Raw genomic sequence first — 18,889 nt, 5'->3', positions numbered from 1 at the left:
CATTGCCATGAAAAAGTTGTTACGATCCCTTGCCTTTTTATTGCTGGCACAACCGGTCCAGGCACAGCAGCCAAAGCAAAATCAGCTGCTGTATGGCGTAGCGTATTACGACGAATACATGCCCTACGACCGCCTGCAAAAGGACATCGACATGATGAAGGCCGCCGGCATCAACGTGGTGCGCATCGCCGAATCCACCTGGAGCACCGTGGAGCCGCAGGACGGCGTGTTTGATTTTTCGCATATCGACCGGGTGCTGCATGCCATGCACAAGGGCGGCATCAAAGTAATCGTAGGCACGCCCACTTATGCCGTCCCTACCTGGCTGGTAAAAAAATATCCCGACGTGCTGGCCGTCACCAACCGCGGGCAGAACCAGTACGGTCCCCGCCAGAACATGGACATTTCCAACCGGCATTACCGCTTTCATTCCGAACGGGTCATCCGCAGGATCCTGGAGCATGTCAAAGACCACCCCGCCATCATCGGCTACCAGGTGGACAACGAGACCAAGGCCTACGGCACTGCGGGTCCCGATGTGCAGCAGCAGTTCGTGGCCTACATGAAAAAGAAGTTCGGCACCCTCGACAGCATGAACCGGGCCTTCGGCCTCGACTACTGGAGCAACCGCATCAACGCCTGGGAAGATTTTCCCTCCATGGTGGGCACCATCAACGCCAGCCAGAGCGCCGAGTTCGCCAAGTTCCAGCGCCAGCTGGTAACCGACTTCCTCGCCTGGCAAACCGCCATCGTCAACGAGTACAAGCGTCCCGGCCAGTTCGTGACCCAGAACTTCGATTTCGGCTGGCAGGGCCATTCCTTCGGCATCCAGCCCGACGTGGATCATTTTGCCGCCGCCAAAGCCCTGGACATAGCCGGGGTGGACATCTACCATCCCTCGCAGGATGCCCTGACCGGCACCGAGATTTCGTTTTGCGGGGACGTGACCCGCTCCATGAAAGGAGGCAAGAATTTTTTGGTGCTGGAGACCGAAGCGCAGGGGTTTCCCGAATGGGTGCCCTACCCGGGCCAGCTGCGGCTGCAGGCCTTCAGCCACCTCGCCTCCGGCGCCAATATGGTGGAGTACTGGCATTGGCATTCCATCCACAACTCCGCCGAAACCTATTGGAAAGGCCTGTTGAGCCATGACTTCGAGCCCAACCCGGTCTACGAGGAGGCGAAGACCATCGGCAGGGACTTCCAGCGGCTGAGCCCCAGCCTCATCAACCTGAAACAAAAGAACCCCGTGGCCCTGCTGTTCAGCAACGAAGCGCTGACCGCCTACAACTCCTTTCGCTTCGGCTGGGCGGGCTACAACGATATTGTCCGCTCCACCTATGACCCTTTGTACCGCATGAACGTGGGCGTAGATTTCATCGATCCCACCAGCACCCACCTGGAAGACTATAAGCTGGTGATCGTGCCGGCCCTGTACGCGGCGCCCGACAGCCTGCTGCACCGCCTGAACCGCTTTGTCAAAAACGGCGGCCACGTGCTGTACACCTTCCGCAGCGGCTTTTCGGACCAGAACGTCAAAGTGCGGTCGGGCCGCCAGCCGGGTATCATCGGAGAAGCCTGCGGCATCGCCTACAGCCTGTTCACCACGCCCCGCAACGTATCGCTGAAGGGCGATCCGTACGGGGTAGGAGGGGAAGCCAATAAAGTGAATATGTGGATGGAGCTGATAACGCCTACCACAGCCAAGGTGCTGGCGTCTTATGACCATCCCTCCTGGGGGCAGTATGCCGCCATCACGCAGAACCAGTACGGCAAGGGGCTGGCCACTTACGTGGGCTGCATGACCAGCGGGGCGGTGATGGAAAAGGTGGTGGAGGATGCGGTGAAGAAAGCCGGCCTGTGGGGCGAGGCGCAGCAGTTACGCTTTCCCGTTATACTGAAGCAGGGCGTCAATGAAAAGGGAAAAACCATCCGCTACCTGTTTAACTATTCGGCAAAGCCTTCCACCCTAAATTACTCCTTGGGCAACGGCCGGGAACTGCTGAAAGGTGAAAAAGTGGCGAAAAACAGCTCCCTTACCCTGGAGCCCTGGGGCGTAAAGATCATCGAAGAGTAACCAGTTTAGTTTAGGCGTGTACATACGGAGGTCTGCCATACAGCGGCAGGCCTCTTTTTCTTTTGCGGTAAAGGGGTACATTTGCGGGATTCCTCATTCGAACAAACCTCAGCACTCATGACGAGCCAGGCGCCGGTACTTCATATAGCCACGACCGAAAGCACGGTCCCCTTCGAGATGCATACCATGGAGTGGATCGACCGGAACCGGGCGGAGCAGAATGCCGTGCCCCACCGCCATGATTATTACGTGATCGTATGGGTGCGCCAGGGCTCGGGCCTGCACTTTATCGACCTGGACAAATACGAGCTTTCGGGCAACACGGTCTATTGCCTGGCACCCGGCCAGGTACACCTGTTAAAGGCCGACCCGGGGGTCGACGGCTGCGTCTTTTCCTTTACGCCCGAGTTCCTTTGCCTGACCGAGGAGAACTACAACCTGCTCTTCAACAGCGGCCTGTTTTATGCGGGCGACCGTTCGGCGGTGATCCCGGTCCCGGCCGATATGCAGCAGGAGCTGGAAGACGTGACGCGGCAGATGCTCAAGGAATACGAGAATTACTTTTTGCTGCGCTCCGAGATCCTGCGGGGGTACCTCAAAATCTTCCTGCTGTACCTGGCGCGGCAAGTGCAGCAAGCCGAAAAGAAGGGGCTGCACCTGCGCAACCTGGAGATGATCCGGAATTTTTTCTCCCTGCTGCAACAACATTTCGCCTCCAAGAAGATGGTGGCCGATTATGCCGCCGAGCTGGCCGTAACGCCCAACTACCTCAACGAGATCGTCAAAAAAGTGACGGGCACGCCGGCCAGCGAGCACATCAAACAACGGGTAGTGCTGGAAGCCAAGCGGCAGGCCGTTTATACCGGCGTCAGCATGAAGGAAATCGCTTACGGCCTGGGCTTCGACGACGTGGCCCATTTCAGCAAATACTTCAAAAACGCCACCGGCGCCAACTTCACCGACTTTAAAAAACAGGCCGACCAACAGTTTTTGTATTAAGGTTGCCAGCAACGTTAATAGTACAGTCTTAAAGCAGCACCTTTTCTTACCCGATTTTCTTGTACATTTTACCGCTGCCGTTGCCTGCATTATCGATGATAACGGTTACCGATAAAATGTACAACGATAGCCCCGTTTCGTCAATTGCCTTCGCCTCCCTGCCGGAGTACTTTTGCCTTGTCGCTTCCCAATAACAAACAGCCGGCGACAACAACACAAACACAACCATTAAACATTAAGGTATGAAAAAGTCCATCAAGGCAATCGTCTCCCTGTTTACCGCCGCCCTCATCACCCTCACTGCCGGGGCGCAAAAACCTTCTCCCAAACTGCTGACCCCCACCAACCACACCCTGGTGCTGATCGACTATGAAGGCCAGATGGCCTTTGCCACCAAGAACATCGGCATCGGCGACCTCCGCGATAATGTCGGCCTGATCGCCGGCGGCTCCAAAATCTTCAACGTGCCCACCATCGTCACCACCGTGGCCGAGAAAAGCTTCAGCGGTCCCGTCTTTCCCGAGATCGCCGAGCACTATCCCGATGTGAAAACCTACATCGACCGCACCAGCATGAACACCTGGGAAGACACCAAGGCCCATGCAGCCATCGTGGCCAAGGGCAAGAAGAAGCTTGTGCTGGGCGGTCTCTGGTCCGAGGTGTGCATCGTTGGCCCGGCCCTGTCCGCCCTGGCAGAAGGCTATGAAGTGTACGTGGTGACCGACGCCTCCGGCGGCGTCAGCGACGAAGCCCACCAGATGGCCATCCAGCGCCTCATCCAGGCCGGCGTACAACCCATCACCGCCACCCAGTACGTACTGGAGCTGCAACGCGACTGGGCCCGCCAGGAAACCTATAACGCGGTGACCACTCTCTTTAAAAAATACGGCGGCGCCTACGGCCTGGGAATCCAGTACGCACACGATATGCTGAAGCATTAAGGCTGCCTTCCAGGGCATCCCTGCTCTATAAAAAGTTTGATTTTAGGTGTTAGTTAAAGGTTCAGAGCGGGAGTTCCCTCCTGCTCTTTTTTTTAAAACAACCACATGAAAAAGAAATTTCTTTCCATAGCCTTCGCCCTGCTTTCCCTTGCTTCCTTTTCCCAGCAGGGCGCCGGGCTCATCCTGCATAATGCCCAAATAATCACCCTCGACAATGCCCGGCCTACGGCCCAGGCCGTAGCGGTGGAAGGCGATAAAATTGTAGCCGTGGGCACCAACGACGAGATCCTGAAGCGCCGAACGCCCACGACCCGGGTGGTGGATGCCGGCGGGCGCACCGTGATCCCCGGCCTGTACGACTCGCACCTGCACGTGATCCGGGCGGGACGGTTTTATAATGCGGAGCTGCGGTGGGACGGGGTGAAAACGCTTAAACGGGCCCTGCAACTGCTGAAAGAACAGGCGGCCCGCACCCCGAAAGGACAGTGGGTACGCGTCGTGGGCGGCTGGAACGAATTCCAGTTTGCCGAAAAGCGCCTGCCCTCGCTGCAGGAGCTCAACGAAGCCACCGGCGATACGCCCGCTTTTATCCTCTACCTCTATGCCCATGCCTATGTGAACAAGGCCGGGCTGAAGGCGCTTCATATTTCGGAAACCACACCCAACCCCAATGGCGGCCTCATCCAGAAGGATGCCGCCGGGCAGCCCACGGGCCTGCTGGTAGCCGAACCCAATGCCTATCTCCTGTATTCCACCCTGGCGAAGCTGCCCGAGCTGAGCCCGGCGGAAAAGGGCAATTCCACCCGCCTGTTTCTAACGGAATTGAACCGCCTGGGCGTGACCAGCGTCATGGACGCCGGCGGCGGTTTCCAGAACTTTCCCGACGATTACGGCATCACGGATTCCCTGTCGAAGCTGGGACAGTTGACGGTCCGCCTGCCGTACTACCTCTTTGCCCAAAAACCCGGCACGGAGCTGCAGGATTACCAAAAGTGGATGGGCATGGTCGATATCGACCACCAGCCCGGCGAGCATGCGGAAACGGAATACTTTGTCGAAGGGGGTGGCGAGAACCTGGTGGCTTCCGGGGGCGATTTTGAAAACTTCAACAAGCCCCGCCCCGAGCTGGCGCCCGTGATGGAACAGCAGCTGAAGGAAGTGCTGACCCTGCTGGTGCGCCGCCGCTGGCCCTTCCGCCTCCATGCCACCTACAATGAATCCATCAGCCGCTTCCTCAACGTGATCGAAGAGGTAAACCGCGCAGTGCCCCTGGACGGCCTGCCCTGGCTGTTCGACCATGCCGAAACCGTGTCGGAGGAAAACCTCCGGCGCATCAAGGCGCTGGACGGGGGCATCGCCATCCAGCACCGCATGGCGTTCCAGGGTGAAAACTTCGTGGCCCGCTACGGGAAGGCGGCGGCGGCCCATACGCCCCCCATCCGCCAGATGCTCGACCAGGGCATCCGGGTAGGGGCCGGCACCGACGGCACCCGGGTGGCTTCCTACAACCCCTGGGTGGCCCTGTACTGGCTGGTCACCGGCAAAACGGTGGGCGGGGGGGATTATACCGCCCCGGAAAACAAGCTGGACCGCATCACCGCCCTCAAACTGTTTACCCAGGGCAGTGCCAGCCTGGTGCGCCAGGACCACGACCGCGGCGCTATCAGGGAAGGGTTCCTGGCCGACCTGGCGGTGCTCAGCGATCCTTATTTGCAGGTGCCGGCGGACCGTATCAAGGACCTGCATTCCCTGCTGACGGTCGTGGACGGCAAGGTAGTGTATGGCGAAGGGGCGTTCGGCTCCCTGGCCCCGGCCGTTCCGAAGGCCCTGCCCGCCTGGTCGCCCGTGAATTTTTATGGGGGTTATCAAAATCAATAAGTAGGAATGATGAAGCGAATTTTCTTTGCCCTGCTTTTGGGGCTACCGTTTACGGTTGGAGCGCAGGAGCCGCTGCCGCCTTTCCAACCCCTGCGCTACAACGAGGATTATTCGGGCCTGAAGGGCGATACCTCCTCCTGGTACCGGAAGCTGAAATACACCCCGCTCTCCCGGCGGGGCGAGGCCTATGCTTCCTTCGGCGGGGAGGTGCGCTACCAGTACTTCCACCTGCGCCACGAGGACTGGGGCGCAGCGCCCAGGGACCCCGACGGCTATACGCTGGCGCGGTTCCTGGGCCAGGCCGACCTGCATGCGGGCAGCAGCTTCCGCCTGTTCGTGCAGCTGCAGGGCGGGCTGGCCAACGGCAAGGCTTCCGGCACCAGCGCCGTGGACGAGAACCCCCTGGACCTGCACCAAGCTTTTGTCGATATCGGCAATCCATCGTCCCCTGCCCACCTGCGCCTGGGCCGGCAGGAGCTGTCCTATGGCTCCCAGCGGCTGGTTTCGGTGCGGGAGCTGCCCAACAACCGCCAGTCCTTCGATGCGGCCAAAGCCCTGTTCGCTTTCGGCGGCTACCGGCTGGACGCCTTCTGGGGGAACTACGTCACGGCCCGCAAGGGCATTTTCGACGACCGCTCCGGCCGGGACAGCCGCCTGTGGGGCGCCTACCTGGTGAAAAAGGACGTGCCTTTTTTGAAAAACCTGGACCTGTACTACCTGGGCCTGCACAAGCAGCAAGCGGTTTTCGACGAAGGGCCGGGAAAGGAACGGCGCCATTCGGCCGGCTCCCGGGTATGGGGCGGCGGCGGCGGCTGGGCCTACGACTTCGAAGGAGTGTACCAGTGGGGGCGGTTTGCCGGCAGCCCGGTCCGTGCGTGGACCCTTTCCTCCAATACGACCTATCAATTTGAAAAAGCCCGCCTGCGCCCCGAGCTGGGCCTGAAGACCGAGGCCATCAGCGGCGACCGTGGGAAAGGCGATGGCGCCCTGGGGACCTTTAACCCCCTGTTCCCGAAGGGCGCTTATTTCGGGCTGGCGGCACTGATCGGCCCGGCCAACCTGTTCGACATCCACCCCTCGCTGGCCCTGGAGCTGGTGGGCGAAAAGCTGGTGTGGAGCCTCGACCATGACCTGTTCTGGCGGTTCAGCACCGCCGACGGGATCTATGGGCCCAACGGGGCGCTCCTGTTCGGGAGCGGCAACAGCGGCGAGCGATGGATCGGCCACCAGCTGGCGACGGACCTGACCTATGCGCCCAATGCGTTCCTGCGTTTCCGGGGCGAGGTTACCTGGTTCCGGGCGGGCCCGTACCTGGAGGCGGTGAGCCCGGGAAAAGACATCCGGTTCCTGGGCCTGACGGCGCAGTTAAAATTTTAACCCTTAAATTTAGCGGCCATGGAAACGAACGTACGAAAATCGGTCTGGTTGTTCGACCCCGTCCACACGAAGATCCGCTTCGAAACCAAGTACCTGCTGCTCACCACCGTATCGGGCTGGTTCGGGGAGTTCGAAGGATCGGTGACCAGCCGGACGGAGGATTTCAGCGACAGCCAGGTGCGGCTGACCCTGTATACGCACTCGCTCTGCACCGGCAACGAGGAGCGGGACGCCCACCTGCGCTCGCCGGATTTTTTCGATGCCCGGCGCTATCCCACCATCACGTTTACCTCCACCTCCGTAAAGGCCGTGGATACCGGGGTAGTGGTGACCGGGCAACTGCGGATCAAGGACATTACGGAAACCATTTCTTTTGACGCCACCTTTACCGGCTCCTGCCTCGACGATCGGGGCAACCGCAAGGCCGGCTTCGAGATGACCCTGCACCTGAACCGGAAGGATTTTCATATTTCCTGGAACCGGTTTTTTGACAAGGCAGGCATATTGTTGTCCGATGACGTTACCATTCACGGTGATGTACAGTTGTTACAGGTTTCCTGAGAGGAGTAGGATTACGGATAGGTATCAATTTTTGAAAACCTATGAAAGAATTGGCTAAGCAACAAGAAGCCTGAAAGGCTTCACTGTGAATAGCCCCGGGTGCAACCCGGGGAGAAGGTGGCGTTAAGCAAACAACCCCAAAGGGGTTGACGGTGTCCTGTTCCATTTAAAACTATTTTCATTTCCGCAGAATCCTTCGAATAACCTTTTTGATCCCGGACAACATGTTCGTTGTGGGTTCCACAATCAACCCTTTCAGGGTTGTGTCCTTAATGCGCGCATGTTCCCCGGGTTGCACCCGGGGCTATTCATTATGAAGCCTTTCAGGCTTCTTTCCCTGAACAACGGCTTTTCTTCTTTTGGACTTTTGCCAGAGGATTAATCCCACGACCACCATCGCTATTTGCGCCATGGCCCAGAACATCGTGCTGAAGTCCCGTACGCCTTTGCCGGCCCAGTCCATAAAATGATGCTTGTGCAGCAGGGCAAAGCTGTAGCCCTCCGCCAGGTCGCTGTCTTCCACGCGGGTGGCCAGCTGGCCGGTGCCCGTTTCCACGTAATAGCGTTCGTTGCCGTTGCCGGCATAGGCCACTTTCCAGACCGGCAGGCGTTTGTTCACGAATCCGTACTCGCCCTCGAATTTGGTAACAGGCGTCAGGGCAATGCTGTCGCCGGGCAGTCTGCCACTATAGCGGGAAGCCAAAAATGCTGCGTAGGCTCGTTCCCCGCCAGGGTACACCGAATAATTTTCCTGATCCACGTACACGGCGCCGGGCGGCGGGGGCGTTCCGCCCTTTGATATTTTTGGGGTGAAGACCTGCCAATAGCTTTTATCGGCGATGCGGGCTAAGCGCACATCGGTGATGGGGCCATCCACGGCCGCCTGTAAGCGGTCCCAATCGAGGTCCAGGGCGGCAGCGGGGGTAAACGCCGGCGTATAAGGTTTTACCTGTTCTTTTTCCCCGATCTTTTCCCAGGCATGGAAGGCCCCGCTGAAGGCAAACAGGATGGTGAACAGGGAAGCCAGTACGGAGGTCCAGCGGTGGTTGCGCCGGGCGTTGACCACGGGATTTCCTTTTGCCGGCTTTGCTTTTGTCGTAAAGAATATATACAGGCCCATAAGGGTCGTCAGCAGGGTGGCGGTGAGCAGCAGCACCATCACCCCATACTTTCCTTTACCGGCCCCTTCCAGCCAACTCCAGGTATGGAACAGGGAAAACAACCGGTCAAAGACCGCCCGCTGGTCGTCCACGGCATAGGCAAAGCGGTCGGTGGTGGTTTCCACGTACACCCGCAGGCCATCCGCCCGCTCAAAGTTTACCTTGTACACCGGCAGCAGCCGGTTTACGTATTTGTATTCGGAAGAAAACTGCTCTACTCGTACAACGCCGGCCACCTTGTTTTTCGCGTTGGCTTTCTTTACAAAATGGGCGGCCGCCATACAGCAGTCGTGCCCTTCCGCCGGGGCTTCCGGGGCCAGGAGCGCGAGCCGGCCGGGACGGGGCAGAACCGCCTTCGGCGGTTCCGGCGGACCGGCGACAAACTGCTGCGCCAGGTACTGGGCATACAACTCGTCGCCCTTTTGCAGCGGCCGGCCCGTCCGGGTGCTGAAATACTTGGGTGCCGCGCCGGCGACGGCCTGCACCTGGTAAAACCAGTTGGTGTCAATGGACACCAGCCGGAAATTGTATACCCCGGACAGGTTGTTTTTCTGCAGGACCGTTTGCAGCGGCTGTTGCATGCGGCTGCTGTCCACCACCTGCGGCGTTAAAAACTGGGTGGCTACCTGGGGCTTCAGGGTAGTCATGAGCGGGTGCATGAAACCGCTGGCTGCCCACAGCAATACGGGAAGGGCAATGACCAGGCTGAGGGCGCGGTGCACTTTATAGATCTTTTTCCGGAACATGGTAAAAATGGGGAACTGTGGTTATTTTTTGGCGGTGAACTGGTATTGCAGGCCCATGACGAAGGTGCGGGGCGCGGCAGGGGTAAAGGTGGTGCGGTCGGTGGCATTGTTGCCCCGGGTGGCACTGGTGGCGTAGAGGGCATCGGCCAGGTTCAGCACGTTGGTGAACACTTCCACGCCCTTCCATTGGTAGCCGGCCCGGAGGTTTAGTAAATCATAGCCCTTGGAGCGCACGGAATTGATCTGGTCCTGGAACCAGCCGTCCACGTGCTGCCACTCCAGGGCCGTGCGCAGGCCGCTCAGCCAGGCGGGGTAATAGCTGACCTCGGTATTGAAGGTGGTGCGGGGGGCGGAAGGCATTTCAAAACCGTCCAGCTTTTTGACGGCATCGGTGGCCTTCGTGCTCACCAAAAAGTCCTCGAAGCGGTGCAGGGCGGTGGTGCCGCCAAAGCGGAAGGCCAGCTGCCGGTTCGGCCGTACGCTCAGGCCGTATTCCACGCCCCGGTGCAGGGTTTTGCCGGCGCTCTGGTAGTCGGTGGAATTGTCCGGCTGGCGGATGCTGAGGAGTTCGTTGCGGCCCTCCATCTGGTAGAGGCTCCCATCCGCATAAATCTTATTGTTCCACAAAGCCGCCCATCCGCCTACTTCGTAGTTGTGAAACCGGCCGGGTTCCAGGTTGTAATAAAACTCGGCGGGGTCGGAGTTGGGCTTGCGGCGGAAGATGGCGGTCAGGCTGGGCGGGGCGAATCCCTGCGAGAAGTTGGCATAAAAGCCTTTACCCCGGAGGTTGTAAGTAAGCCCCAGCTTGGGCGTTGCCTGCTCGTAGCGTTTGTTGCCGCTGCTTTTGTCCAGGAAGTTGTCATACGTAAACGACATGCGGTCGAAGCGGGCGCCGAACACCAGGCGCAGGTGCCGCAGCGGCTCGGTTTCCAGCTGGGCGTACAGGGCGGCATTGCGGATGGCGGCGGCGTAATCGGCCAACCGGATGTCGGGCCGTTCCTGGCGGATGGAAAAGTTTTCCACAGACTTGCCGCCGGTGCGCAGCCGGGCGTCCAGGTCCACCTGGTAGCTCCAGTAATCGGTGGGGGAATAGTCGAACAGGCCGCCCACCAGCACTTGGGTGTTCCAGGGGGCGAACTGCTGCGTATGCTGGGCGATCACGCCATAGCTATTAAAATTGCTGGAGTTGATCTCGCCCCGGGCCGTGGCCTGGCCGGTGGTCCAGCGGATGGCGTAGGCGGGGTTCTGGCCGTGCTCGTTGAAGCGGTGGAACAGGGTAAGAAAGGAGTGGGCCGAGCTGTCCCAGCGGTGCTCCAGCGTCAGGCGGTTGCGCAGGGCGGTGGATTTGCGGTAGGTAAAGTCGGTCGGGCTCTGGTAGGTGCGGGTGTAAAAGGCCAGGCTGTCCACGCTGCCAGCTGTTTGGGAAAAGTAGTCGGAATAAACCGAGGCGGCGGTCAGGCGGGTGCGTTCGTTAAACTGGTACTCGGCCCGCAGGTTCCAGGTGTTCTTGGAATAATCCGAACTGGCCATCCAGCTGTTGTGCTGGTCGCTGACCAGGCCGCCGGCATAGATCCCCAGCCTGCCCAGGCGGGCGCCGGCACCGGCCTGTACGCGGCGGTAGCCAAACTGGTCGAACTGGACGCCCACCCGGGCAGTGGGGACGGCGGTGGGTCGCTGGGTGATAAAGTTGACGGCACCGCCCACCGCTTCGGGACCGTAGATGCTGCTGGCCGGGCCTTTCACCACTTCAATGGAGGAGATGGCGTACTGGTTCACTTCCAGCAGGGCGTTGTGGTTGAACACGCCCATCGGGCGGATCGGCACGCCGTCTTCCATGTAGAGATAATAGTTGGAAGTGCCCATGGGCTGGCGGATGCTCATGGCATGCTGCTCGTTGTTGTAATTGACCATGAGCACGCCGGGCATTTTGTTGATGACCTCATAGACCGAAACCGCCCGGGCCTCTTCCAGCATCCGGGGCGTAACCTGGCTGATGGCCACCGGCACCTGGGAGCGCAGGGTGGCCTGGCGGTTGGCGGTCACCACCACCTCCTGCAACCTGTCGCCCTTGCGCTGGAGGGCAATAGCGGCCGGGCCGGCCAGGGAAACCTGCCGGGAGACATAACCTGCAGAGGATATCTCGGCGGTGGTGGCCCTGCCGGCAAACGGGAATTGTCCTTTTTCATCGGTGGTAAGAGTACGGTCGCCGGTGGTGATGGTGGCCCCGGCCAGCGGTTCTTTGGTGTCGGCGTCGTACACGACGCCTTTCTTTTGCTGGGCCAGGGTAACCAGGGAGATCAAGCAGGCAAGGAGGGATATGAAGAGTTGCTTCATGACAGGATGTTGTAGGAGGTAGTGCAGGCAGTTATTGCCCGGCAAAAAGGATCGAAAGAGAAGGACAGTCCGAACCTAACTCCGCACGGGCATAGCCATCCCTGTACAGAGAAACGTTCAAAATAACGGAAGGGGGAAATTAACAACAGGGGGGATGGAAAATAGCAAAAGAGCGGTCGATCACCTTGCCGGCAGGGATTACCGGAACTTTTTGTTGGGCCAAGCCCGCATGGGGGCAAAGCGGGGAGGGGGAAAAGAAAGAGTGGAAGGAAAGATCCGAAGCCGCCTTGTTTTCGGCTTTGCGATCCGGGTTTTGTCCATTTTTCTTTTCCTCTTCCTGGAGTTTTTTCATCATCTGGCACTTGCCGTGGCACTTCAGCTGGGGCCGCGCCTTGTTCTCGCAGTTTTGGGCGAAGGCCTCCGTATGGGCATAGTAGTCCGCCACGATCAGCACCTGGCTGAACGATTGGACTGCAAAAGCAACAATGAATAATATGGCGACCAGCGAGCGGAGCATGATTTCAGCTGCGAAACTATCCAAAACATTCCATAAGAATCCTGAGAATGCTCATCTTTTTAAAAAGGAGGCAGGCGCCCGAAGCCGCAGGAAGGCTCCGGGCGCCTGCAGGCAGCCTTACTGGGCGGCCACCCGGTAGATGACGCCGTTGGTATCATCCGACACCAGCAGCGAGCCGTCGGTATGCACGGCCACGCCCACCAGCCGGCCGAAGTGGGCCTTGTTGTTCTGCACCAGGAAGCCGGTCAGGAAGTCGTCGAAGCGCACCGGCTTGCCGTTTTCGAAATGCAATCTCACCACCTTGTAGCCCACCGGCTGGCTGCGGTTCCAGGAGCCCCGCATGGCCACAAAGGCGTCGTTGCTGTATTCCGCCGGGAACTTCGTGCCGGTATAAAAGGCCAGCTGCATGGGCGCGGCGTGGGCTTGGTAGGTGAGGGCGGGCAGGGTGCTCAGCTGCAGGTACTGCTGGTAGGTGGTATCGCCGGGCGGGCGGTCGGCGGGGTTATATTTGCCTTCACCATAAATGTAGGGCCAGCCGTAGTGGGCGCCGGCCTTGATCTGGTTCACTTCCTCCTTCTGGTCGTCGTCGCCCAGCCAGTCGATGCCGTGGTCCATGCCCCAGAGCTCACTGGTCTGGGGATGCCAGCCAAAGCCGATGGTGTTGCGCAGGCCCTTGGCATAGATCGCCAGGCCGGTGCCATTCAGGTTGGAGCGTACGATGGTGGCGTTCATTGGGTTGGGCTCGGGACAGGCATTGCAGGTGCTGCCGACCGTAATGTACAGCAGGCCGTCGGGGCCGACCGCCAGGGTGCGGTTGGGGTGCTGGCCGCCATCGGGCAGGGCGTTGATGATCAGGGAAGGCGGGCCCAGGGTGCCGTCGCCATTGATGGCGGCCACGTACACCTCCCTGACCGCCGCTATATACATTTTCCCCTGGTGGATGGCCAGGCCGTGGGCCTGTTTGATCGTGGCCACGGTTTGTTTGCTGTCCGAGACCCCGTCGCCATTGGTGTCTTTCAGCAGGAGCACGACCCCGGCTTCGCGGTCCGAGGCATATACATGGCCGGCAGGGCTTACCGCCAGGATGCGGGGCTTGCCCAGGCCTTCGGCGAACTTGGCCACCGTAAAGCCCGAAGGCACTTTCAGTTTTCCAACATTTTCCGCGGATGCGGGCGCCAGGGCCGGGCGGAACACGTAGCCGTTCACCTGGGCCGCCGTGGCGGTGTCTTTGGTTTCGGGAACCATCCAGTCCCAAAAGTCGTCGTCTTTGCTGCAGCTGTACACGATGCCGGTCATCAGGGCCAGGACCGCAAGGGCGTTGATCCACGATCTCATAATAAAGGGTTTTAAATAAATGATGGGAAAACCGGGTCAAATTTCATGCTGCACCCACCCGGAGGAAATTAAAGGGCCAAAGGCCCCCGATCGAGTATTTGTACAACAATATCCATGATCCGGCTATTCTCCGGGTGGCGCCGGCGGGCGAATTTTGCTCTATCAAATTATTCAAACAAACCCATAAAAAAATAGAAACATGGCAACGTTAAACTGGACCGTAGATCCCGCCCACAGTGAAGTACTTTTTAAAGTAAAACACCTGATGATCACTACCGTCACCGGTTATTTCCGCAAGTTCAACCTGGAAGTGGAAACTGGCTCGGAGGATTTCGCTTCGGCCCGTAACATCGAATTCACCGCCGATATCCAGTCCATCGACACCAACAACCAGCAGCGCGACACCCACCTGAAGTCGCCCGACTTTTTCAATGCCGAAGAGCACGGGCAGCTGCGCTTCGTGGGAAAAAAATATGAAGCCAAAGGCAGTGACGAGGCCAGGCTGCACGGCGACCTCACCATCCGCGGCATCACCCGCCCGCTGACCGTGAACGTGGAGTTCGGCGGCATCGTGGTGGACCCTTACGGGCAAACCAAGGCCGGCTTTACCATCGACGGCAAGATCAGCCGCAAGGAATTTGGCCTGACCTGGAACGCCGTAACCGAAGCCGGCAGCGTGGTGGTGAGCGATGAAATTAAGATCCACGCCGACATCCAGCTGGTAAAACAGGCGCAGGCGTAACGAAAAAGCCGATCTTCACGAAATGATACAGAAAGATATGGAAGACGTTCAACTGAAGATCACCGGGGCCGGCAAAGGCTTTTTTGAAATAAAAGACAACGGGCAGCGGATCGCCGAAATGGTGATTTCCGTTGCCGCCGGCGAGCTGACGGTCTATCATACCGAAGTGGTGCCGGAGGCCGAAGGCAAGGGGCTGGCCAAAAAGCTGCTGGCCGCCATGGTGGCTTATGCCCGGGAGCAGGGCCTGAAGGTCGTGCCGCTTTGTCCTTACGTACATGCCCAGTTTGCCCGCAACCCGGCCGCCTATGCCGATATCTGGAAACGGGCAGGAGAGGAGGCGTAAGCGGGGCGCGGTAACGAGGCCTTGCGCGGAAGCCTGTAACAATCCCTTACCTTCCGCGAAAATTTTTACCTATGATTCTTGAAGTAGTGACCATCGACATCCGGGAAGGGGCAAATACGGATTTTGAAGCCGCCCTGGAAAAGGCGCAGTCGGTGATCAGCCAATCCAAAGGGTACCTGGGCCACGAGTTCCAAAAATGCATCGAGCAGGAAAACCGTTATCTCCTGCTGATCCGCTGGCAAACCCTGGAAGACCACACCGTCGGCTTCCGCGAATCGGACCTGTTCGTACAATGGCGCGGCCTCATCGGGCCGTATTTCCAAAACCCGCCCTTCGTACAACACTACGAGCTGAAGTTCGAAAAATAAGAATGCCATAAAGAATAAGGTTCCCCTGAGCTGCTCGAGCAGCCCAGGGGAACCTCTGTTTAAAATCGTGTCAGAGGGCTTTCCGAAACGATTCCACTTCGGCCACCTCATCGTTCTCTACATGGACCGACACCAGGTTCCGCATGCCTTCCAGCTTGACCTCCCAGATATTGCGTTCCTCGTTTTCGATATGGGTGGCCGCTACAATGCTGTAGCCGGAATACTTTCCGTTCACCAGGTTTTGTACGGTTTCTGGGAGATTTTTTTCTCCCCCGAAGGTAAGGTGGTACACCAGGCTTCCCTGTTTGCCGAATAAGGCATGCTGCTTCAGGCCTTCGCGGGTAAACCGCACGAGGAATTTTTCCCCGATCTTACTCCAGACCGGGTCGGCGGCATTTTTAAAGGAGCGTTCAAAAGCGCGGATCACTTTCGGCTGCACCTGGTACGAAACAATGGTAACGGGCGATAAGGTCCGGCCTTCGTTTTCCTGGGCATGCAACGGATGGGCAAGGAGCAGGAAGAGGCCGAGGGAAGCGGAAAGCAGAAGGTTCTGTTTCATAAAATGTTGTTGAAAGGAAAAAGGAATGGTTTGCATCTCGGGGAAAGAAAAGCGCCGTTCTAATGGTACAAAGTAAGGCCAGTCGAACCCTCCGGCTTTATGACAGGCGTCAGGCAACTGCTTTGATAAATGTCACTTTCTTTGCCTTATCTTTCTCGGATCGTAACATCAACTAACAACATCGGTAATGAACAGAAAACTGAAAATCGGGATGATCGGCGGCGGCCCCGGCGCCTTTATCGGGGCGGTCCACCGCATCGCCGCCCAAATGGACGGGGAAATAGAGCTGGCGGCCGGCGCCTTCAGCAGCAACCCCGAAAAGTCGCGGCAAGCGGGTGAAGCCCTGCACCTGCCCGCCCACCGGGTGTACGCCTCCTACGACGAACTGATCGCCCGTGAAAAGGGCCTGCCCGAAGGCGAGCGGATCGACGCCGTCAGCATCGTCACCCCCAACCACCTGCATTTCGACCCGGCGAAAAAAGCCCTCGAAGCGGGCTTCCACGTGGTGCTCGACAAGCCCATGACCTTCGACCTCGCCCAGGCGCATGAATTACAGGAAATAGCCACCCAATCGGGCCGGCTGTTCTGCCTTACGCATACCTATACCGGTTATCCCATGGTAAAAGAAGCCCGCTACCAGGTGCAGGCCGGCAACCTAGGAACCATCCGCAAGGTGGTAGTGGCCTATCCCCAGGGGTGGCTGAGCACCTTCCTGGAAGGCGCCGAAAACAAACAGGCCGAATGGCGCACCGACCCCGCCCGCAGCGGCCAGGCCGGCTGCATGGGCGATATCGGCACCCATGCCTTCAACCTGGCCGAATACGTGACCGGCCTGAAGGTGACCCGCCTGTGCGCCGACATCCATACCGTGGTGGAGGGCCGCCTCCTCGACGACGACGGGGCCGTGCTGCTGAAATTCGATAACGGCGCCAGCGGCCTGCTCTATGCCTCGCAGGTGATGGCCGGCGAGGAAAACGACGTCACCATCAAGGTCTATGGCGAAAAAGGCGGGCTGGAATGGAAACAGACCGACTGCAATACCCTGCTGCTGAAATGGAGCGGCCGCCCCACCGAAATTTACCGGACGGGCAGTCCCTACCTCAGCTCGTTTGCCGCCCACAACACCCGCGTGCCGGCCGGCCATCCCGAAGGCTACCTCGAGGCCTTTGCCAACCACTACCGCAACTTTGCCCTGTCCGTCCGTGCCGCCGCCCAAAACGAAACGCCCCGGAAGGAATGGCTGGATTTCCCCGGCCTGGAAGACGGCATCCGCGGCATGGCTTTTATCGAAAACGTTATCCGCTCGGGCCGCAGCACCGAAAAATGGACCGAATTCACCCTGTAACCCCCAATAAAAAAAGATTCAATAACAGCATGATGCAGGCAATCAAAGGACCGGGGATCTTCCTGGCACAGTTCCTGGGCGACCAACCGCCCTTCAATGATCTGAAAACTATTTGCGGCTGGGCCGCCTCGTTGGGTTATACCGGCGTGCAGCTGCCCGCCTGGGACGCCCGCTGCATCGACCTGAAACAAGCGGCCGAAAGCAAAACCTATTGCGACGAGCTGAAAGGGATCGTGGCGGATTGCGGCCTCCAGGTCACCGAGCTGTCCACCCACCTCCAGGGCCAGCTGGTGGCGGTGCACCCGACTTACGACCTCCTCTTCGACGGCTTTGCCCCCGAGGCCATGCGGGGGAATCCAAAAGCCCGGACCGATTGGGCCGTGCAGCAACTGCGCTATGCCGCCAAAGCCTCGCACAACCTGGGGCTGAACGCCTGCGCCACTTTCAGCGGCGCCCTGCTGTGGCCTGTCGTTTACCCCTGGCCGCAGCGCCCCGCCGGCCTGGTGGAGACCGGCTTCCGCGAACTGGGCCGCCGCTGGCAGCCGATACTGGATGCCTTTGACGAAGCCGGCGTGGACCTCTGTTACGAGATCCATCCCGGCGAGGACCTGCACGACGGCATCAGCTACGAGCTTTTTCTGAAAGAGGTACACCACCACCCGCGGGCCTGCCTGCTGTACGACCCTTCGCATTTCGTGCTGCAATGCCTCGACTACCTCGAATACATCGACTTCTACCACGAGCGCATCCGCATGTTCCACGTCAAGGACGCCGAATTCCGACCTACCGGCAAGCAGGGCGTCTACGGCGGCTACCAGGGCTGGACCCACCGTGCCGGCCGCTTCCGCTCCCTCGGCGACGGCCAGGTGGACTTTAAAACGGTTTTCAGCAAGCTGACCCAGTACGGCTACAACGGCTGGGCGGTGCTGGAATGGGAATGCGCCCTCAAGCATCCCGAAGACGGCGCCCGTGAAGGCGCGGATTTCATCCGCCGCCACATCATCCGGCCCACCGAAAAGGCGTTTGACGATTTTGCCGGCGGCGGCACCAACGAAGCGCAGAACCGCAAAATCCTGGGTTTATCTTAGGTTTACCCGTAAAAAAAGCAACGATGAAAATAGGCATAGCAGCCGACCATGCCGGCTTTGAAACGAAGCAGGAACTCGTCGAACGGCTAAACGCCGCCGGCTACCAAGTAGTGGATTACGGGGCCCATACCTTCGACCAGACCGACGACTACCCCGACATCGTGCTGCCCCTGGCCCGGGGCATCGCCGGGGGCGAGGTGGAGCGGGGCATTGCCGTCTGCGGCAGCGGGGTAGGGGTGTCGGTAGCCGCCAACAAGATCGACGGCATCCGGGCGGCCCTCATCACCGAAAGCTATTCGGCCCACCAGGGCGTAGAGCACGACGACATGAACCTGATGTGCGTCGGCGCCCGGGTGATCGGCCTGGTGCTCATCTGGGAACTGGTGCAGGTGTTCCTCAACGCCCGCTACGCCGGCGGCGAGCGCTTCCAGCGCCGGCTGGAAAAAGTCCTCCGCCTCGAAAAAGGAGGAAGGGGGGAATAACCCGGTACTTCCGGCAATCAAAGGCTGGAACAGGCCCTGG

At 59.2% G+C, this 18,889-nt stretch carries 17 protein-coding genes; 12 read left to right on the top strand and 5 right to left on the bottom strand.

The annotated features are described in order from the left end of the window. Window positions 1-7 precede the first annotated feature (7 nt). The 6 genes from V9K67_RS04470 (at window position 8) to V9K67_RS04445 (ending at window position 7,830) form a co-directional block, all read left to right on the top strand. Entirely contained in the window at window positions 8-2,074 is a 2,067-nt protein-coding gene (locus V9K67_RS04470; RefSeq protein WP_336720386.1) for a beta-galactosidase, read from the top strand. A gap of 117 nt (window positions 2,075-2,191) precedes the next feature. Continuing rightward, window positions 2,192-3,073 (top strand): AraC family transcriptional regulator, encoded by an 882-nt coding sequence (locus tag V9K67_RS04465; RefSeq protein ID WP_336720385.1) that lies wholly within the window; start codon window positions 2,192-2,194, stop codon window positions 3,071-3,073. 242 nt (window positions 3,074-3,315) lie between these two features. Beyond that, on the top strand, window positions 3,316-4,014 hold the full coding sequence (locus V9K67_RS04460) for a hydrolase (RefSeq protein WP_336720384.1): 699 nt from the start codon (window positions 3,316-3,318) through the stop codon (window positions 4,012-4,014). Between the two features lie 105 nt (window positions 4,015-4,119). Then, on the top strand, window positions 4,120-5,892 hold the full coding sequence (locus V9K67_RS04455) for an amidohydrolase (protein ID WP_336720383.1): 1,773 nt from the start codon (window positions 4,120-4,122) through the stop codon (window positions 5,890-5,892). Between the two features lie 6 nt (window positions 5,893-5,898). Next, complete coding sequence (locus V9K67_RS04450; protein WP_336720381.1) at window positions 5,899-7,269, top strand: alginate export family protein; 1,371 nt, start codon at window positions 5,899-5,901, stop codon at window positions 7,267-7,269. 18 nt (window positions 7,270-7,287) lie between these two features. After that, a complete protein-coding gene (locus tag V9K67_RS04445; protein WP_336720380.1) occupies window positions 7,288-7,830 on the top strand; it encodes a YceI family protein in 543 nt (180 codons plus the stop codon). 304 nt (window positions 7,831-8,134) lie between these two features. Here the strand turns inward: V9K67_RS04445 and V9K67_RS04440 are convergent, their stop codons facing one another. The 4 genes from V9K67_RS04440 to V9K67_RS04425 form a co-directional block, all read right to left on the bottom strand. After that, window positions 8,135-9,736, bottom strand: a complete 1,602-nt coding sequence (locus V9K67_RS04440; protein ID WP_336720379.1) for a PepSY domain-containing protein — start codon at window positions 9,734-9,736, stop codon at window positions 8,135-8,137. Between the two features lie 21 nt (window positions 9,737-9,757). Further along, window positions 9,758-12,070, bottom strand: coding sequence for a TonB-dependent receptor (locus tag V9K67_RS04435; RefSeq protein ID WP_336720378.1), 2,313 nt, complete (start codon window positions 12,068-12,070; stop codon window positions 9,758-9,760). A gap of 139 nt (window positions 12,071-12,209) precedes the next feature. After that, on the bottom strand, window positions 12,210-12,587 hold the full coding sequence (locus tag V9K67_RS04430) for a hypothetical protein (RefSeq protein WP_336720376.1): 378 nt from the start codon (window positions 12,585-12,587) through the stop codon (window positions 12,210-12,212). Window positions 12,588-12,704: 117 nt separating this feature from the next. Continuing rightward, complete coding sequence (locus V9K67_RS04425) at window positions 12,705-13,922, bottom strand: PQQ-dependent sugar dehydrogenase (protein WP_336720375.1); 1,218 nt, start codon at window positions 13,920-13,922, stop codon at window positions 12,705-12,707. Window positions 13,923-14,121: 199 nt separating this feature from the next. Here V9K67_RS04425 and V9K67_RS04420 point away from each other — a divergent pair, with 199 nt between their 5' ends. The 3 genes from V9K67_RS04420 (at window position 14,122) to V9K67_RS04410 (ending at window position 15,375) form a co-directional block, all read left to right on the top strand. Continuing rightward, a complete protein-coding gene (locus V9K67_RS04420; RefSeq protein WP_336720374.1) occupies window positions 14,122-14,664 on the top strand; it encodes a YceI family protein in 543 nt (180 codons plus the stop codon). Window positions 14,665-14,686: 22 nt separating this feature from the next. Then, window positions 14,687-15,007: a GNAT family N-acetyltransferase gene (locus tag V9K67_RS04415; protein ID WP_336720373.1), complete on the top strand. Its 321-nt coding sequence runs from the start codon at window positions 14,687-14,689 to the stop codon at window positions 15,005-15,007. A gap of 71 nt (window positions 15,008-15,078) precedes the next feature. Continuing rightward, window positions 15,079-15,375, top strand: coding sequence for an antibiotic biosynthesis monooxygenase family protein (locus V9K67_RS04410; RefSeq protein ID WP_336720371.1), 297 nt, complete (start codon window positions 15,079-15,081; stop codon window positions 15,373-15,375). 70 nt (window positions 15,376-15,445) lie between these two features. On the opposite strand, the gene V9K67_RS04405 is transcribed toward V9K67_RS04410, so the two are convergent. Continuing rightward, complete coding sequence (locus V9K67_RS04405; RefSeq protein ID WP_336720369.1) at window positions 15,446-15,934, bottom strand: hypothetical protein; 489 nt, start codon at window positions 15,932-15,934, stop codon at window positions 15,446-15,448. Window positions 15,935-16,121: 187 nt separating this feature from the next. On the opposite strand from V9K67_RS04405, the gene V9K67_RS04400 reads away from it, so the two are divergent. Genes V9K67_RS04400 through V9K67_RS04390 form a run of 3 tightly spaced genes read left to right on the top strand, consistent with a single transcriptional unit; the run spans window position 16,122 to window position 18,849 of the window. Beyond that, complete coding sequence (locus V9K67_RS04400; protein ID WP_336720368.1) at window positions 16,122-17,279, top strand: Gfo/Idh/MocA family protein; 1,158 nt, start codon at window positions 16,122-16,124, stop codon at window positions 17,277-17,279. A 29-nt stretch (window positions 17,280-17,308) separates the two neighbouring features. Beyond that, window positions 17,309-18,367 carry a sugar phosphate isomerase/epimerase family protein gene (locus V9K67_RS04395; protein WP_336720367.1) on the top strand — a complete coding sequence of 353 codons (1,059 nt, stop codon included), beginning with the start codon at window positions 17,309-17,311 and terminating at the stop codon, window positions 18,365-18,367. Between the two features lie 23 nt (window positions 18,368-18,390). Next, window positions 18,391-18,849, top strand: a complete 459-nt coding sequence (locus V9K67_RS04390; protein WP_336720366.1) for an RpiB/LacA/LacB family sugar-phosphate isomerase — start codon at window positions 18,391-18,393, stop codon at window positions 18,847-18,849. The last annotated feature ends 40 nt before the right edge of the window (window positions 18,850-18,889 follow it).

It is taken from the genome of Huijunlia imazamoxiresistens, assembly GCF_037132455.1.
Classification (GTDB): Bacteria; Bacteroidota; Bacteroidia; order Chitinophagales; family Chitinophagaceae; genus Flavisolibacter; species Flavisolibacter imazamoxiresistens.
Note: the sequence above shows the minus strand (reverse complement) of the source record. Positions and strands in the feature narration are given on the sequence as shown.

Excerpts from the sequence above, each read along its gene's own strand:
- V9K67_RS04420 (WP_336720374.1), top strand. The coding sequence starts at position 14,122 with ATGGCAACGTTAAACTGGACCGTAGATCCCGCCCACAGTGAAGTACTT.
- V9K67_RS04470 (WP_336720386.1), top strand. The coding sequence starts at position 8 with ATGAAAAAGTTGTTACGATCCCTTGCCTTTTTATTGCTGGCACAACCG.
- V9K67_RS04455 (WP_336720383.1), top strand. The coding sequence starts at position 4,120 with ATGAAAAAGAAATTTCTTTCCATAGCCTTCGCCCTGCTTTCCCTTGCT.
- V9K67_RS04440 (WP_336720379.1), bottom strand. The coding sequence starts at position 9,736 with ATGTTCCGGAAAAAGATCTATAAAGTGCACCGCGCCCTCAGCCTGGTC.
- V9K67_RS04445 (WP_336720380.1), top strand. The coding sequence starts at position 7,288 with ATGGAAACGAACGTACGAAAATCGGTCTGGTTGTTCGACCCCGTCCAC.
- V9K67_RS04400 (WP_336720368.1), top strand. The coding sequence starts at position 16,122 with ATGAACAGAAAACTGAAAATCGGGATGATCGGCGGCGGCCCCGGCGCC.
- V9K67_RS04460 (WP_336720384.1), top strand. The coding sequence starts at position 3,316 with ATGAAAAAGTCCATCAAGGCAATCGTCTCCCTGTTTACCGCCGCCCTC.
- V9K67_RS04450 (WP_336720381.1), top strand. The coding sequence starts at position 5,899 with ATGATGAAGCGAATTTTCTTTGCCCTGCTTTTGGGGCTACCGTTTACG.
- V9K67_RS04395 (WP_336720367.1), top strand. The coding sequence starts at position 17,309 with ATGATGCAGGCAATCAAAGGACCGGGGATCTTCCTGGCACAGTTCCTG.
- V9K67_RS04415 (WP_336720373.1), top strand. The coding sequence starts at position 14,687 with ATGATACAGAAAGATATGGAAGACGTTCAACTGAAGATCACCGGGGCC.
- V9K67_RS04430 (WP_336720376.1), bottom strand. The coding sequence starts at position 12,587 with ATGCTCCGCTCGCTGGTCGCCATATTATTCATTGTTGCTTTTGCAGTC.
- V9K67_RS04425 (WP_336720375.1), bottom strand. The coding sequence starts at position 13,922 with ATGAGATCGTGGATCAACGCCCTTGCGGTCCTGGCCCTGATGACCGGC.
- V9K67_RS04405 (WP_336720369.1), bottom strand. The coding sequence starts at position 15,934 with ATGAAACAGAACCTTCTGCTTTCCGCTTCCCTCGGCCTCTTCCTGCTC.
- V9K67_RS04435 (WP_336720378.1), bottom strand. The coding sequence starts at position 12,070 with ATGAAGCAACTCTTCATATCCCTCCTTGCCTGCTTGATCTCCCTGGTT.
- V9K67_RS04465 (WP_336720385.1), top strand. The coding sequence starts at position 2,192 with ATGACGAGCCAGGCGCCGGTACTTCATATAGCCACGACCGAAAGCACG.
- V9K67_RS04410 (WP_336720371.1), top strand. The coding sequence starts at position 15,079 with ATGATTCTTGAAGTAGTGACCATCGACATCCGGGAAGGGGCAAATACG.
- V9K67_RS04390 (WP_336720366.1), top strand. The coding sequence starts at position 18,391 with ATGAAAATAGGCATAGCAGCCGACCATGCCGGCTTTGAAACGAAGCAG.